Source organism: Nostoc sp. UIC 10890 (assembly GCF_054786515.1).
Window position 1 is genome coordinate 2,703,669 of sequence record NZ_JBSGKF010000001.1, and the last position, 16,264, is coordinate 2,719,932.

16 protein-coding genes are annotated in these 16,264 nt (G+C 41.9%); 8 read left to right on the forward strand and 8 right to left on the reverse strand.

The genetic code is table 11. The annotated features are described in order from the left end of the window. The first annotated feature begins 342 nt into the window (after nt 1–342). On the forward strand, nt 343–522 hold the full coding sequence (locus ACWATR_RS10605) for a replication restart DNA helicase PriA (RefSeq protein WP_179067652.1): 180 nt from the start codon (nt 343–345) through the stop codon (nt 520–522). A gap of 215 nt (nt 523–737) precedes the next feature. Here the strand turns inward: ACWATR_RS10605 and ACWATR_RS10610 are convergent, their stop codons facing one another. The 5 genes from ACWATR_RS10610 to lgt all read right to left on the reverse strand — a co-directional run bounded on the left by ACWATR_RS10610 (nt 738) and on the right by lgt (nt 5,060). Beyond that, a complete protein-coding gene (locus ACWATR_RS10610; RefSeq protein ID WP_460332087.1) occupies nt 738–1,208 on the reverse strand; it encodes a hypothetical protein in 471 nt (156 codons plus the stop codon). A 107-nt stretch (nt 1,209–1,315) separates the two neighbouring features. Next, a complete protein-coding gene (rlmN, locus tag ACWATR_RS10615) occupies nt 1,316–2,410 on the reverse strand; it encodes a dual-specificity RNA methyltransferase RlmN (protein ID WP_181931860.1) in 1,095 nt (364 codons plus the stop codon). 78 nt (nt 2,411–2,488) lie between these two features. Next, entirely contained in the window at nt 2,489–2,842 is a 354-nt protein-coding gene (locus ACWATR_RS10620) for a phenylpyruvate tautomerase MIF-related protein (RefSeq protein WP_460332090.1), read from the reverse strand. Nucleotides 2,843–3,187: 345 nt separating this feature from the next. After that, entirely contained in the window at nt 3,188–4,012 is an 825-nt protein-coding gene (cobM, locus tag ACWATR_RS10625) for a precorrin-4 C(11)-methyltransferase (protein ID WP_460332092.1), read from the reverse strand. A gap of 172 nt (nt 4,013–4,184) precedes the next feature. Further along, nucleotides 4,185–5,060 (reverse strand): prolipoprotein diacylglyceryl transferase, encoded by an 876-nt coding sequence (gene lgt / locus ACWATR_RS10630; RefSeq protein ID WP_460332094.1) that lies wholly within the window; start codon nt 5,058–5,060, stop codon nt 4,185–4,187. A 294-nt stretch (nt 5,061–5,354) separates the two neighbouring features. On the opposite strand from lgt, the gene coaD reads away from it, so the two are divergent. Beyond that, nucleotides 5,355–5,906 carry a pantetheine-phosphate adenylyltransferase gene (gene coaD, locus ACWATR_RS10635; protein WP_069073946.1) on the forward strand — a complete coding sequence of 184 codons (552 nt, stop codon included), beginning with the start codon at nt 5,355–5,357 and terminating at the stop codon, nt 5,904–5,906. Then, entirely contained in the window at nt 5,816–6,484 is a 669-nt protein-coding gene (locus tag ACWATR_RS10640) for a DivIVA domain-containing protein (protein WP_460332096.1), read from the forward strand. Before coaD ends, ACWATR_RS10640 begins: the two co-directional genes overlap by 91 nt. Before the next feature lie 107 nt (nt 6,485–6,591). On the opposite strand, the gene ACWATR_RS10645 is transcribed toward ACWATR_RS10640, so the two are convergent. From ACWATR_RS10645 to cysS, 3 genes are all read right to left on the reverse strand, one after another. Further along, nucleotides 6,592–7,938 carry a TldD/PmbA family protein gene (locus ACWATR_RS10645; RefSeq protein ID WP_460332098.1) on the reverse strand — a complete coding sequence of 449 codons (1,347 nt, stop codon included), beginning with the start codon at nt 7,936–7,938 and terminating at the stop codon, nt 6,592–6,594. A gap of 359 nt (nt 7,939–8,297) precedes the next feature. Then, on the reverse strand, nt 8,298–9,737 hold the full coding sequence (locus tag ACWATR_RS10650) for a TldD/PmbA family protein (protein ID WP_460332100.1): 1,440 nt from the start codon (nt 9,735–9,737) through the stop codon (nt 8,298–8,300). Between the two features lie 121 nt (nt 9,738–9,858). Further along, a complete protein-coding gene (cysS, locus tag ACWATR_RS10655) occupies nt 9,859–11,352 on the reverse strand; it encodes a cysteine--tRNA ligase (RefSeq protein ID WP_460332102.1) in 1,494 nt (497 codons plus the stop codon). 137 nt (nt 11,353–11,489) lie between these two features. On the opposite strand from cysS, the gene ACWATR_RS10660 reads away from it, so the two are divergent. The 5 genes from ACWATR_RS10660 to ACWATR_RS10680 all read left to right on the forward strand — a co-directional run bounded on the left by ACWATR_RS10660 (nt 11,490) and on the right by ACWATR_RS10680 (nt 16,192). Next, nucleotides 11,490–12,590: a CobW family GTP-binding protein gene (locus ACWATR_RS10660; protein WP_460332104.1), complete on the forward strand. Its 1,101-nt coding sequence runs from the start codon at nt 11,490–11,492 to the stop codon at nt 12,588–12,590. 203 nt (nt 12,591–12,793) lie between these two features. Next, entirely contained in the window at nt 12,794–13,246 is a 453-nt protein-coding gene (gene dtd, locus ACWATR_RS10665) for a D-aminoacyl-tRNA deacylase (protein ID WP_460332106.1), read from the forward strand. Between the two features lie 103 nt (nt 13,247–13,349). Continuing rightward, a complete protein-coding gene (psb28, locus tag ACWATR_RS10670) occupies nt 13,350–13,691 on the forward strand; it encodes a photosystem II reaction center protein Psb28 (RefSeq protein WP_181931871.1) in 342 nt (113 codons plus the stop codon). 99 nt (nt 13,692–13,790) lie between these two features. Beyond that, nucleotides 13,791–14,303 carry a MogA/MoaB family molybdenum cofactor biosynthesis protein gene (locus ACWATR_RS10675; protein WP_460332108.1) on the forward strand — a complete coding sequence of 171 codons (513 nt, stop codon included), beginning with the start codon at nt 13,791–13,793 and terminating at the stop codon, nt 14,301–14,303. A 137-nt stretch (nt 14,304–14,440) separates the two neighbouring features. After that, on the forward strand, nt 14,441–16,192 hold the full coding sequence (locus tag ACWATR_RS10680) for a diguanylate cyclase (RefSeq protein ID WP_460332110.1): 1,752 nt from the start codon (nt 14,441–14,443) through the stop codon (nt 16,190–16,192). Nucleotides 16,193–16,264 lie beyond the last annotated feature (72 nt).

The window sequence follows — 16,264 nt, forward strand, 5'->3', positions numbered from 1 at the left end:
AGTAATTTATGGGTTTTAATTTTTGAATACAAGAACGGCTTTTTTTGTATTCGTCTGAAATGACTATAAACAAGGCTCTCTCAAAGCATTAATTATGGGGATCAGTAAATCTCTAAGCAGTATTTAATTAAAAAATAATTTATGTGTCTAAAGTTGGAGGGTAAAATCACCTAGATTCTAGGATAATAGATCAAGATATCGAAAAGTTTTCAAACCTGAAATTTTGTTTAAAATAATCAGCCAATATTACAGCAGTTTGTTAAGTTGGGTCGAACCAGAATTTTTACGGGTTTAACTTGTAGCTTTACCAAATAAAAAATAATCACAACCAGGGGTTTTAAAATGCAGACAGTACAAAAGATTTACTGCCCAAATTGTGGTAGTCATGCAGAGCGTTACTATATTTCTGATAGCCAATTAACTCGCACACAATGCCCAAGTTGTGACTACTTAATGATTAGTTGCACTCGTACCGGAAAAGTTATTGAGGCTTATGCCCCTGGTATTCATGCACACCGCTAGATAAGATAAATTGGAAATTTGAGAATGTTTTCTCTAATTTTTAATAATACAGAAAACTCTATCCATAGAGGGATAGAGTTTTAATAAAGTGTGAGAATTCAGCACTCAGGAGTTCAGAATTTATAATATTTTTCTGATTCTTGAATTATTCTGACTCCTGAATTCTGGCTCCTGAATTCTGACGATAAAGTTATTTATCATAAATTTTGAACACTTCACAGCTTGTTATTCTGTTGTCTGAGTTGTTGCTGTCGTCTCTGTTGTTCTAATCTCAATTCTTGCTGTTGTCTAATTTGTTGATCTTGTCTGAGTTGTTGCTGTTGTATCCTCAGTTGTTGCTGTCGGGTAAATTCTTGCTGTTGTAGTCTTGTTTCTTGTTGTTGTATTCTCAGTTGTTGCTGGCGTATTAGTTCTTGCCGTTGTCGTGTAAATTCTTGCTGTTGTATTTTCTGTTGTTGTTGTTGTTGGGGTTGTTGAAGGTTTAAGCGTAGCCATGTTTCCTTCAATTTCTCTTGTGTTTGCTGAGTTTGCTCCTCTTGTTGTTGTCTCATTTTTTCTTGAAATAATTCAGGTTGCTGAGGATTCGTCTGAATTATTTGTCCGTATACAGGAGAATTTATTGGCAAAGCTTTTGCAAAAACAATCACTAATAGCCAGAATTTAAGAATCAATGAGCGATTCAACATAGAGTTATCTCGTCAATTGTTATAGATTGGTTTTAGCGATCGCTTAACCTTAATATAACAATTTTTACCGAGGTCTATTTGGAGCAACTGCTAACCTCTGAGCTTGTTTAATTCTTACTTGCTCGCAATTGCCCGCAAGCAGCATCGGCTTCTAAACCACGGGAATAGCGGACACTAACGGCAGTATTTTGCTGCTTGAGGACGTTGACAAATGCTTCAATGCGATCGCGGTTGGGGCGTTTATAGTCTACTTCTTGAATGGGATTATAAGGAATCAAATTCACATGACTTTGAAATCCTCGCATACATTTTGAAAGTTCCAATGCATGTTCTGGTAGATCATTAACACCTGCGAGAAGAACATATTCAAAGGTAACGCGGCGTCCAGTGATTTCCACATATTCCCGACATTCAGCCAGTAAATCTTCTAGAGGATAGGCGCGGGCGCTGGGGATAAGTTTTTCGCGTAGTGCTTGATTGGGTGCGTGGAGACTTACAGCCAGAGTGATTTGCAAATTATTTTGCGCGAACTGACGAATGCGATCGCGAATTCCAACTGTAGAAACTGTAAGCGATCGCTGTCCTATACCGACATCTTGATTTAGAGATTTCAATGCTGCTAGGACATTCTCAGTATTCAACAACGGTTCACCCAGTCCCATAAACACCACATTGCTAACCCGTTGCCGAAAATCTTCTTGCACAGTCAACACCTGATCAACAATTTCGTGCCGTGCAAGGTTGCGCTTGTAGCCTCCCTTACCAGTAGCGCAGAAATCACACGCCATTGGGCAACCCACCTGAGTAGAAACACAAACTGTCAGACGGGATTTTGGACCATCTCCCCTTTCTGCGAAGGTGGGGATGCCTACAGTTTCAATAATTTGCCCGTCTGCTAATCGTAAAAGATATTTCACCGTACCATCGGGAGCCTCAGAGCGGTAATGTAAAATTGAGCGCCCTACGGGAACTTCTGCTAATTCTGCACGCCATTGTTTGGAGAAGACAGAAATATCAGATAGCGATCGCACTCCCTTGTCATAGATCCATTCATGCAGCTGCTTTCCTCTGTAAGTAGGTTGTCCTTGCTGCTGCACCCAAGCAGTTAACTCTGCCAAAGAAGCACCGAGAAGAGGAGAGATTAATTCTGATTTTTCTGGGTTGTGTGAGTCAACCTGAGATACAAGAGGCGTAGCAGACATAAAAAATCACGAGTTGGTGTTGAATCTCTATCCTACACCTGCCAGATCAAGTTAGTCTTGACCAAAGAAGACGACTAATTAACCAAAGGTTGTGCCATTCCAACCCCACATTGCACCTTTGGCGTCTGCAAACTCAATGTAAATACGATTTTTCGGCACACCGAGAGTTTGATTAATCTGCTGGCAAAAGTCCTGACTCATTGCTGCGGTTTGCTCTGGCTTCATCGTGCCAACGCTCTTAATTTCAATGTAGCAAACGGGGTCTGTATTCCCTGCAAAAGTCATGGGAATTCCTGGCTCAAAAGCAGTCATGACATAAGATTCTGGTTTTCCCAAATGTTTCGCTAACTTGGCTGATAGATTTAAAAGCATTGACTCAATTTCAGCTTTTTGAGGAGATTCAGCAGAAGTTTGCACTTTGATTAATGGCATAGTACTGAATTGGGATTTTGGATTTTATTACATTGTTAAGTTTATCTAAATGCAGAGGTACAGAGTACAAAGATTAGGGAGATGAGGAGATTGACATCCTCACCGCCGTGTTCGCCCTTGGCGTTCCCGTTCGCGCAGCGTCTCCGTCAGGAGAAGGGTACGCACTCTTAAGAAGGAGTAATGAGTAATAAGTAATAAGTAATGAGTAAATACCCATTTTTCATCCACTCATTACTCATTACTCCTTACTTATTACTTTAAAGCCGTGCTGGAAACACGAGGTTTTAAACCCATTTTTCTGATAAATAACCAATGCCCCAATGCCCAATGCCCAATTTCCACCATTTAGTTATGAGACGAGCGAAATAAGTGATTATGTTCAGGATGATATAAACGCGATCGCCCTCTTGCCGGCGAAAGTGCTGGACTGATTATATAAAGTGTAGTGCGAATTAGTTTTTCTTCATGAGTGCAGTCTGCCATTTCATTCAGAGGGACAACCCTGATTTTTTCATCGGGCCATCCGATGCGAAAGCAAATCGCTACCTGGGTATCGCCTGGGTAATGTTCGAGTAATTTAGCTTGGGCATTTTCGACGTGACGCGCACTCAAATATAGACAAAGACTAGCCTGATGTGCTGCCAGAGTGGATAATTCTTCAGTGGCGGGAACTTCTGTACGTCCACTGATGCGTGTCAAAATAATGGTTTGGACTAAACCAGGGACAGTTAATTCTACTTTGAGTTTGGCAGCAGCAGCTTGAAAGGCGCTGATACCTGGGATGACTTCAAAAGGAATATTTGCCTCTGCGAGGAGGTGCATTTGCTCGTGGATGGCGCTGTAGAGACTAGGATCGCCAGAATGAAGACGGACTAGAGATTTATTTTGCGATCGCACCCTATCGATCATAATCGGCAAAATTTCTTCTAAAGTCTGATTCGCAGTCCTAATTATCTCCGCATCTTTTCGGCAAAGTTCTAAAATCTGTTCGGGTACTAAAGAATCAGCAAATAAAATCACATCAGCAGCAGCCAGTAGTTTCTGCGCCTTTACCGTTAATAAATCAGGATCTCCGGGACCTGCACCGACAATATACACAGATGGTTCTACAGCGTATAGTGTTTTTTTATAGCTTAGACTTTCTGTATATTCACTTTTAGAAGCACACATGGCAATCTCTCAAAAAAATATTTTGGCAAATTCTTCAGTATCTTTCCGGATTCACCTTCTTTCCCTAGTAGATAGTAATGGTAGATGCACCCTGGTTAAGCCCTAGAGAATACTCTGGGGCATTTTTTATTCTTGGGTATTGGGCATAAGTGATTTATTCTCCTCATCCCCCTCATCTCCCACTCTCCTCATTTACCTTGGAAGTAGGAACGACATCAGGTAAAGGGCGTTTGAGTAAGTAAAGCCAAGCTAATCCAACTAATCCCAATAAAATTCCCAGACTACTGACTACTTGTGCAATGCGTAATGGCCCCAGCATCAAGCTATCAGTGCGAAAGCCTTCAATCCACAAGCGTCCTAAACTATAGGCTGGCCAGTAAACTAAAAATATTGTGCCTATCTTCAAACGTGGCTTACCAGCTAAAGACCGGAAAAACAACGTTATTAGTAGCGTAAACACCATTAAATCCCACAGAGATTCGTAGAGGAAGGTGGGATGAAAGTATTCAAAACTGGCATATCCTAGAGGACGATGGTCTGGTGGAATATAAAGCTTCCAGGGTAAATCAGTAGGATCGCCAAAAGCTTCAGAATTAAAGAAATTACCCCAACGTCCGATCGCTTGCCCTAAAATCAGCGAAGGCGCTACTAAATCTGCCAGTTGCCAGAAAGAAACCTGCTTGATTTTGGCAAAAATTAACGCAGCCACAACGCCACCAAGAATCGCTCCGTGAATGGCAATACCTCCTTCCCAGATGGCAAAGATTTTTTCTGGAGTTGAAGCATATTTGGGCCACTCAAAGAAAACGTAATATAGCCGTGCGCCAGGAATTGCCCCAATTAATAACCAAAAGAACAAATCACCTAACAATTCAGGATTAACATTACGGCGCTTTGCCAAATTCTGGGAAAGGATGACGCCAATTAACACTGCTGTAGCAATCAATAAGCCATACCAACGGATAGTTAGTGGCCCTATTTTCAGCAAAATCGGCCCTGGAGAAGTAAATTGAAACGCCAAAGGTAAGGTGGAAAGATCCAGTACCATGAAAAATTACCTAGAAAAGTTTGTTAACTACCCGCGCACTTTGCTAAGTACGGAGTTTTTTGGGTCTTGAATACTAGAACTACACTTGAATCCTCCACAACATTGTAGGGACGTAAGTAAAAATTCAGTATTCATATTTAGGAGTCTAGTTCCTAACGCCTAGTTGAGCATAACTTGCGCCACAAAACAATTGAGTTTCGTATCCTTACTCAGAGCGCAAGATGGTAGATTTGAGTAAGTTACACAAAACGGTTTCGATATAATCACTTAAACAACTTTGATATATTTAAAATTGTGATAGCTATTTATCCTGGTAGCTTCGACCCCATCACTTTGGGACACCTAGACCTCATCCAGCGCGGTAGTCGCCTGTTTGAGCGGGTGATTGTCGCTGTACTGCGGAACCCCAATAAAATGCCACTTTTTAGCGTGGAGCAGCGGCTAGATCAGATCCGTCATTCTACACAACATCTACCGAATGTAGAAGTAGACAGCTTTGATGGTCTTACCGTCAACTACGCTCAAATGCGACAAGCACAAGTTTTGCTCCGGGGTTTACGGGCTGTGTCAGATTTTGAAGTGGAACTGCAAATGGCTCACACCAATAAAACTCTTTCTACCCAAATAGAAACAGTTTTTCTTGCAACCTCAAATGAGTATAGTTTTTTAAGTAGTAGTGTGGTAAAAGAGATTGCAAGGTTTGGTGGCTCTATCGATCATCTCGTTCCTCCACACATTGCCCTAGATATATACCAATGCTACAATCACAAATCTCCAATGTTGACCCCAATCTCAACGGAAGCAATCCCCCCCCTCAAGAGTATCTCGGTGGAGAGGGAAGCATAGATATTCAGCAGGAACTCAACCGCCTAGAGGAAATGGTTCTCTCTAGTCTCAGGATTCCGCTGACGGGACGCACACTCATAGATGAAGAAAAGCTGCTAGATCAGCTTGATTACATTCGCCTTGCTTTACCATCACTTTTTCAAGAAGCAGCAGTGATTCTAGAACAAAAGGATGAAATTCTGCTAGAGGCGGAAGAGTATGGACAGCAGGTTGTTGAGGCTGCACAAGCAAAAAGAGCGCAAATTTTAGCTGAAAGCGATATTATTCAACAGGCAGAACAGGAAGCTGAACAACTGCGGCGACAGGTGCAACAAGAGTGTGAGGGAATAATGCAAGAAACCCTCGCCGAGATTGACCGCAAGCGGTATGCTTGTCAGCAAGAGTTAGAGCAAATGCGACAAACTGCGATCGCTCACGCTCAAGAAATTGAAGATGGTGCTGATGCTTATGCCGATGGCATTTTGGGAAATATTGAGCAGGATCTCAAAGAGATGTTGCGAATTATCACCAACGGAAGGCAACAATTACAAATTGATAACCTCACCCAGCGCAATTCACCTCCTGGTAAAAAAAGATAGAGGTTTTAACGAGAGATGGGGAAAAATTATTGCCGTCTTTACAAGAATCAGTCCTTTGTAGAGACGGCGATTTATCGCGTCTCTTGCCTTAAGCGAACCGTATTGGATTATAGGGTGTAAGTAAAATCTTTCACCAGCATACCAGGAACTAAACTACCTCCAAGTTGGCGACTTTCGTAAGTTCCTACTTCGGGAATAAATTCTTGAAAAGTAGTCAAATCTATTAAATTTTCTCCCCAAAAGCGATAGAGACTTTCATCAAAACGTAAGTTTTCAATGGGTGCAATAATTTCTCCGTTTTCTACCCAAAAACAAGCATAGCGAGTCATACCTGTGATTCTACCAGTGTGGCGATCGCTCCAATTCAAGTAATGTAAATTTGATACATATAATCCTGTATCTATATTCAGAAGAATCTGTTCAAATTCTAAATTTCCTGGACTCACTTCTGGCGCTCGTAAAGTTTCTGAACTATTAGCACCATTGGCAATTTTTTGATATTCTTTAGCAGTCCGAGAATTCACTAAAGTATTTACCAAATATCCTTTTTCTATTACAGGTAACTCCGGTGCGGCTATTTCTCCCAATTCATTAAATCGTGGTACTAATCCGCGTTGAAAGTTTTCTTTCAACCTAAATTTTGGAGACAGTTGTTTTTCTTGACGCGATAAAGCAGCTAAAGCACTGTTTCCTTGTTGGATATCAGCTTCGCTTACTGCTCCCCAAGAAAGCATTAATAATAAATCTGCAACAGCAGCAGGTGCAAAATAAGTTTTATATTGTCCCCGTGGCAATTCTTTAACTGGGCGAGCAAGCAATTCGAGTTGCTTTTTGCCTTCGCTAATTTTGGCTGTATAAGCAGATTCATCCCAATCACTCCCTGCAAATGTGCCCTTTACTGCTTGTTCAGATGGGGAAAATAGAGAATAATCTAATGTAAAAGAATCAGTAGCAAACCAGTGTTTTTGACCACTAGAATCGCCATAAGCTTTAATTACTATTCCTCCTGCATATATACCTGTAAAATCTAATCCCGCAACTAGTTCTAGCACTGTTGGCACTACTGCTTCCGCCGCCAATAAATTCCCAGAATGTATTTCTCGACTGGTATTATTTCCTGATGGTAAAACTAGATATGGATCGATTGGTAATAGAATAATTTCTTCACGTAGTTCCTGCAAAGCAGTATATGCTAACTGCCAGTCTACATCCCAATTTCCAGTAAAGGGAAACTGCCGAACACTATTGCGCTGATCTTTCATCAAAGTCAGTTCTATCCAACCATCAGCAACACAACCAGTTTGTCGGACTTTAGCATGATTAAAACGAGTAAATTGACTTATTTCACTGCTAAGTCTTACAGTGAATTGTTCATTGTCTGCTTTTTTGATCAACAGACTTTCAATCAGTCGATTAAAGCTGACTTCTAATGTAGATAATTCCTCAATTTTCATAGATATTAAATATTAAAAGGGAATAGGAAAAAAGTTAGGAGTTAGGAGTTAGGAGTTAGGAGTTAAAATAATTTTTCTAAGTAGCTGGCGGAAATAAATTAAAGTTTGTAGTGAGTTAGCGCGGTCTTCTCCCAAGGGGAGAGGCTAGCGCCAAGGGGGTTTCCCCCATGAGCGACTAACGAACCCGTTCGCGCAGCGTCTCCGTTAGGAGAAGGGTAAGGACTTTAGTCATGATAATCCTTTTTTTGAGCGATGAATCGCTCACTACGAGCTAGAATTTTATTTGATGTTTAATTATGCCTACCTACTTAATTCAAAACTCCTAACTCCTAACTACCAACTCCTAACTATTGTATTGTTCAAGTTCCTCCACCAAAAACTTCGACATTCGCAAATACACAAACAGGTGAACCGTGTCCTACCGAAATAGCCTGATTTGGTTCTCCTTTGCCACAATAAGGAGTACCATACATTTGCCAGTTTGTGACATCTCCGACTTTAATTAAACTATGCCAAAACTCTGGTGTTGTGGCGCGATAGTTAGGATTACGAAGGGTTTTGGTGAGTTTGCCGTTTTCAATTAATTTGGCGTACTCGCAACCAAATTGAAATTTGTAGCGGCGATCGTCAATTGACCAAGATCGGTTAGATTCCATGTAAACGCCATGTTCTATACCGCCAATAATGTCTTCAAAAGTGCCGTTTAAAGGCTCTAAATTCAAGTTAGCCATGCGATCAATCGCTGGTCGATTCCATGAGGAAGCACGGGCACAAGCAACTCCTGCTACACCTGCCCTAACTTGACTCTCTAGACTGCCTAAACCCCGTTGGAGTATACCTTCTTTAACCAAATATTCCTTTGTTGCTACAGCACCAGTATCATCAAAGCCATAGCTGGCAAATTCACCAGGGACAGTGGGATCAAAAGTAATATTCATCAGTGGCGAACCATATACTAGGTTGCCAAAATCACTTTTATTAACGAAGCTGCCTCCCGCATAGTTACGCTCATCTCCTAAAATTCGGTCAATTTCTATGGGATGCCCGACACTTTCATGGATTTGCAGCATCATTTGGTCTGGCGCTAAAACTAAATTGGTGCGGGTGGTGGGGCATTCTTCTGCTGTTAAAAGTTCTACTGCTTGTTCGCCAATTTGCCGCACCCGATGCCATAAGTTTTCTTGTTGTAAAAGTTCTAGTCCACCTTGGTAACAGTTTGCTTGGGAGCCATTGTTACTACGCTGCTGTACAATTGCTCCATCTTGAGCAGTTACTCCATAATGAGTGCCTATAGATAGTATTTTTTGATAGACTTCTGAGCCGTTGCTGCTGACAAACCAAGATTCTTTTTCGGTTGTGCTAGCACTGGCTATGGTTTGCACAATCTTGTCGTCAACTTTTAGTGTTTGGCAAATACGGACCAATAAATCGTTGATTTCTCCTGGACTCAGAGCATCCAATGACTCGATAAATGGAGATTTATATTCACCAACAACTTTAGGACGCTCACTTTCACGGAAGGGATGTATCCACCATTCACTGGCTGCTAGTGCCTGGTTATAGGCAGTTTGGGCAGCAGCTTGCAGGGAAGACAGTTCCAGAGAGTTAGTTGCTGCATAACCCAGACAGCCATTTACCAAAACTTCCAGCATAGCTCCGACAGTGAAGGATTTGCCGTTTACTTGGGGTAAGGCGTCGCGGACTAAACGGGTAGTAGAAGTTTCCTTTACGGCTCTAATACCAATCCAATCAGCGGGAATATCGAAACTAGCGATCGCTTTTCTAAGTTCAGACCACATAATTTAAGGAATGGGGAATGGGGAATGGGGAAGGTGGGGCCCCCTCTGGGGATAAGGGGTAATGGGGAATGGGGAATGGGGAATGGGGAATTTTCCCCCTACTCCCTCTACTCCCCACTCCCTAATTACGATGCCAGCGCGTGCCATCACGGCTATCAATTAGCGTAATACCTTCTGCTTGGAGTTCGTCACGAATGCGATCGCTTTCGGCAAAATTTTTGGCTTTACGTGCTTCTTGTCTTTGCTGAATTTTCGCTTCAATTTCCGCATCGCTTAAACCATTACTCTTGTCCGTTTCGGCTTCTATCTCGGCCTCTAAACCCAAAACTCCAGCTAATCTGACAAGAGTTTGCCATTGACGCTGTAACTCCTCTGGTGATGTTTCGGTTTTCCCTTCATGCACAAGAATGTTTCCTTCACGGCGCAGTTCTTTCGCTAATTCAAACAATACTGTTAATCCACCAGGAAAATTAAAGTCATTATTTACCGTTTCTTGAAAGCGTTCAGTATAGGGATTGGGTACTGGGTATTGGGTACTGGGTATTGGGATATTCCCAGTCCCTAGTCCCCAGTCCCCAGTCCCTAAATCCCAACCTAGTTTTTTACCGTATTGGTAGCCGAAAAGTAAACCTTCTTTAATGGTGTGCCAGCCGTTGGTTGCTGCGGCGATCGCTTCGTCGGTAAAATCAATTGGTGTACGATATTGAGCCGTTAGCACGAATAACCGCACTGCCATCGGGTCAATTCCTCGATCTAGCAAGTCTCTAATAGTGGTAAAGTTGCCCAAAGATTTGGACATTTTTTCACCATCTACCTTTACCATGCCGTTATGTAACCAGTAACGCGCTAAGGGTTTTCCTGTTACAGCCTCAGATTGGGCAATTTCGTTTTCGTGGTGGGGAAAAATTAAGTCAGCACCACCAGCATGAATATCTATGGTATCACCCAGGCGATCGCGCACCATTGCCGAGCATTCTATATGCCACCCCGGACGACCTGCACCCCAAGGTGATTCCCAAGCGGGTTCTCCCGGTTTTGCTGCCTTCCACAAAGCAAAATCGAACGGATCTTTCTTTTTCTGGTACTCTGGATCTTCTACATTGACGCGATCGCTTTTTCCCGCTTGCATATCTTCTAACTTGCGTCCCGAAAGTTTGCCATACTCAGCAAACTGCCGTACTGCATAATACACATCGCCATCAGCAGGGTAGGCAAAACCTTTATTTTCCAACTCATGAATTAATCGCTGAATGCCATTCATCGTGTGGGTAGCACGGGGATATTCATCAGCTTCTTTGATTCCCAGCCGCGCCATATCCTCAAAATATGCTTTGATAAAGCGATCGGCTACAGCTTCCATTGATGAATGTTCTTGCCGCGATCGATTTAGAATCTTGTCATCAATATCAGTAAAATTTTGGATATATCGGACTTCATAACCGATAAACTGGAGATATCGGCGTACTACGTCCCAAACAATGCAAGCTCTCGCATGACCCAAATGGCAGTAGTCGTATACCGTCACGCCGCAGTAATACATCTTAACCTTGCCTGGTTCGACTGTTTCAAACGGTTCTTGACGACGGGTGAGGGTATTGTAAAGGGTTAGGGTCATAACAGAGTAATGCTGAAATAAGGAGATACGTAATAATAGGGTAAGGCAGCTGGGATGACAGTCCAGCATCCCTATGCTAGTGTTTTCTGGACTATCTGCGCTACATTACTATTTTTTGACTATTTGATAACAGCGCTATGCAATCAGCAGTTACACCCGACTCTTCCGCAATGGATACGCCCAAACAAGGAATGCCAGTAACAATCATTACGGGTTTCCTCGGTAGTGGCAAGACGACTTTACTTAATCATATCCTCAACAACCAACAGGGTTTAAAAACCGCTGTTCTAGTGAATGAATTTGGTGAAATTGGCATCGACAACGAGCTAATTGTTTCCACTGGTGAGAACATGGTGGAGCTAAGTAATGGTTGTATCTGCTGCACTATTAATAATGATTTAGTAGATGCAGTTTACAAAGTTTTAGAACGCCAAGAAAATCTAGATTATCTAGTAGTAGAAACAACTGGATTGGCAGATCCGCTACCAGTCGCTCTAACATTCTTGGGCACAGAGTTGCGGGATTTAACCCGCTTGGATTCGATTATTACCGTAGTAGACGCGGCGAATTACAGCCTAGATTTATTTAACTCTGAGGCCGCATATAGCCAGATTGCTTATGGTGATGTCATTGTGCTGAACAAGGCTGATTTGGTTGATGAAGCCACTTTGACTGAGTTAGAAAGAAAAATTAACGAAGTTAAGGAAGGAGCAAGAATTATTCGCGCTACGCGATCGCAAGTGCCACTTCCTTTAATTTTGAGTGTTGGTCTATTTGAGTCAGATAAATATTTTGACACAGTGGTGGATGAACACGACCATCACGACCATGATGATCACGATCACTCAACATGCGGTCACGATCATCACGACCATGACCACGACCATCACGATCATCACCATCATTCTGACCATTTAGAAAATGATGGTTTTACTTCCATATCTTTCCAAAGTGACAAGCCTTTTTCTATTAGGAAGTTTCAGTATTTCTTAGATAACCAGCTATCCTCAAATATCTTCCGAGCGAAGGGGATTATGTGGTTTGACGAAAGTCCGAAGCGTCATATTTTCCACCTTTGCGGTAAACGCTTCACCTTGGATGATGATGAATGGAAAGGTAAATTGAAAAATCAGCTAGTGCTGATTGGTCAAAATTTAGATCGTGAGGCTTTAATTAGTCAACTCGAAAACTGCATTTGTCTGCCTTCAACCTCTCGCGGTAAAGGGTTTGGGAAATAAAAGTTAGGAGAGACGCGATTAATCGCGTCTGTACAATAGTTAAAAGTTTAATACTCGTATAATCGTTCCCAGGTTCCACCTGGGAATGCATTCTTAATGGCTCCGCCATCGATTTTGAGCAATGGAAATGAGAAAATAGCGTAGGCGTAGCCCGTCGTAGACATCGCTCTAAAATTGAAACGTTGATGAACCTTTAGATTAAAATGCGTGTTGTTATCCAACGAGTTAAATCATCTCAAGTTACAGTTAATGGTGAAATTGTCGGTAAAGTTGGGCGGGGGCTAAATTTGCTTGTAGGCATAGCCAATACCGACACTGATGCTGAAATCGACTGGATGGTGCGTAAGTGCTTAGAATTGAGGCTGTTTCCTGATGCAGAAGGAGATGATCGCTGGCAAAAATCTGTACAAGAAATTGGCGGCGATTTGTTAGTAGTTAGTCAGTTTACACTTTACGGTGACTGTCGCAAAGGTCGCCGTCCTTCTTTTGACCGTTCAGCCGCTCCTCAATCAGCAGAAGATTTGTATAATCGTTTTGTTACCAAGTTAAGGGCTAGCGGATTACAGGTGGAAACAGGTAAATTTGGTGCAATGATGCAAGTTACAATTGAAAACGATGGCCCCGTAACTTTGTTACTTGAAAAAGAAGCAATTTAAGTATATATACTAAAAAATGAATAACAGTAGCCTCTAGACCGTGGTGTTCTAATTGATGAGAGAATATTAAATTAACCATTACCAAAGTTTAAATTCATTCATCATGGCAAAAATCCAGTTTTCTAGAGGTCTTGACGAAGAGGTAACTCCAGATGTGCGCTTGACGCGATCGCGCACTGGAGACAGTGGTACAGCGACGTTTATTTTTACGAATCCGAAAATTTTAGATCAAGGTAGCACCGAAGATATTACCGGGATGTACTTGATTGACGAAGAAGGCGAAATAATTACCCGTGAAGTTAAGGCTAAATTTGTTAACGGGAAACCGGAAGAATTAGAAGCACTTTACGTAATGAAATCTGCCCAAGAATGGGATCGCTTTATGCGCTTCATGGAGCGGTATGCTGAAGAAAACGATCTAGGTCTGAGCAAAAATGAGGCATAGGGCATAGGGCATAGGGCATCGGGCATCGGTAATTGTCATGCCCAATGCGCCATTCCCCATGCCCAATTATCTATAGATCAAAAATTTGAGGGCTTAACCATGACGCGACAACCCCATCCAGATTCGCCTGGGATTACGGTAACTTGTGCTGTGGTTACTGTCAGCGATACACGCACTTTGGAAACAGATAAAAGTGGCCAGCTAATTCAGCAGTTACTCCTTGGTGCTAACCATGCCGTAGGAGCTTACACGATTATCAAAGATGAACCAACAGAAATTCAAGGGCAGATAGAAAATCTAGGTAAAAGCGCAAATTTGGATGCTGTAATTTTCAATGGTGGCACAGGTATTGCACCAAGAGATACTACCTACGATGCCATTGAGAAGTTACTGGAGAAAACTTTGCCGGGATTTGGTGAGTTATTTCGCTTTTTAAGTTATCAAGAAATTGGTTCGCGAGCGATCGCTTCTCGCGCTGTTGCTGGTGTTTATCAAGATAAATTAATCTTCTCGCTTCCTGGTTCTAGCAATGCTGTACGGCTGGCGATGGAAAAATTGATTTTGCCCGAAATCATTCACTTGGTAAGTCAGGTTTGTAAGGGTGTAAAATGAGCAGCCGTTCAAAAAGTTGCCATGATAAATTTTGTAACAATAAGGGATGAGGCACTGAAATCATCCTTTCTCCACTTACATCTTGAGACTACCCAGAATTATAGTGAAGCGAATGAAATATTAATATCAGATCACTAATGGAACCTATTTACTGGAATTGCATAATTGCTCACGGCATTACTGCATTTTCATATTTTGGTATCCCCATAATAATAGGGGTTTTCTTTGCCAAAACGAAGGCAACTATCCCTTCGCAGTTTTGGCTAGCTTTTTTATTATCAGGTGGATTCATACTATTTTGCGGATTTCATCACCTTCTGGCAATCTTTGAGCCGCATTCAGCAGTGTCGCTGTTGCACTTAGGCGTACTTGATGTAATGGCGTTTGTTTCCTTGTCTGCCTTACTCTACCTGACACCAACCGCTTATCAAATTGTCAAGGCGATCGCCAAATCTCAAGAAGATACCCACGAACTTCAACGTAGCCAGCAGATGCAACAGCTATTTTTAGATAATGGCCCCTTTGGAGCCTATATCAAAGATGAGCAATCTAGACTGCTTTACTACAACCAGGAACTACAGTCAAGATTTTCAGTAGATCCACAAGAATGGTTGGGAAGAACCGATAGTGAATTCTTGCCAGATCCAGAGCAGGGGCGGCGGGTAATGGAAAATGATCAATTCGTTTTGAAAACTCTACGTCCCTTGAAGCTGATTGAAGAGGTAAAGATATCTGATAACGATCAGCCGTGCTACTGGCTATCGTTTAAATTTCCGTTTACCGATTACGCAACGGGCGCTTACCGCATCGGTGGGATTAGTATCGATATTACAGAATCCATAGAAGCACAGCGATCGCTCACTGACCTAAATCGGCAGCTAGAAGAAAAAACACTGGAATTAGAGGCAAAAAAACGAGAACTGATATATCTCTCAGATATGGCGGATATGCTTTATTCCTGTGAATCTGAAGATGAGGTGTATCAAGTGGTCGCTTTAACTTGTTCTAAGCTGTTTCCTAATATGAGTGGTTCTATTTATATAATTGCTAATTCCAAAAATTATGTTCAGATGAATAGTTTTTGGGGAGGTGAAAGAAGCAGTAAAGAAATATTTTCACTATCTGATTGTTGGGCATTGCGGAGAGGAAAATTCAACCTTTTATCGCCTCGTAATTCAGGACTAATATGCAGTCATTTAATACAACCTGTTAGCGGCACACATTTGTGTGTTCCATTGTTTGCACAAGGCGAAGTAGTTGGGATATTACACATCGATGCGCTTGAAGAAATCAGTCCAGAAGATCAACAAATTACTGAGATTATTGCTAGAACATTAGGCATTGCACTGAATAATCTATCGATAAAACAACGTCTAACTCATGATAGCTTGCGGGATGGGATGACCCAACTATTCAATCAAAGCTATATGCAAAGCATAACGGAACAAAGGCTAGCGGAAGCTGAACGGTCGGGACAACCTCTTAGTATTATTTTCCTTGATATCGATAACTTCAAATCTTATAACTCTCGCTATGGGCACGTAACTGCCAACATCGTTCTCCAGGGATTAGCAAAACTGCTGTTAAAATCTATTCGCTCTTTTGATATTCCTTGCAGATGGGGTGGTGAAGAATTTGTGATTGTGATGCCTAATATGACACTGGAAACGCTCAGGAAGCGAGTAGAACAATTAAGGCTAGATATTGAACAAATGCAATTGAAGGACGGCGATCAGATCCTCCAAAGCATCACTGCTTCTTTTGGAATAGCTGTATCAGAACCAGGGATTACGGTTAAGGATTTGTTGAATCGGGCGAATCAAGCGATGCTTGAGGCAAAGCGAACAGGGAAGAATCGAGTTAGAGAGTATGTAAATACCTTGAATTAAAATAGAAATCAGAAACCCATAAAATTGACCGTATAAAAAAACAACTCCCTGAAGATGTAGGAGTTGTCATTT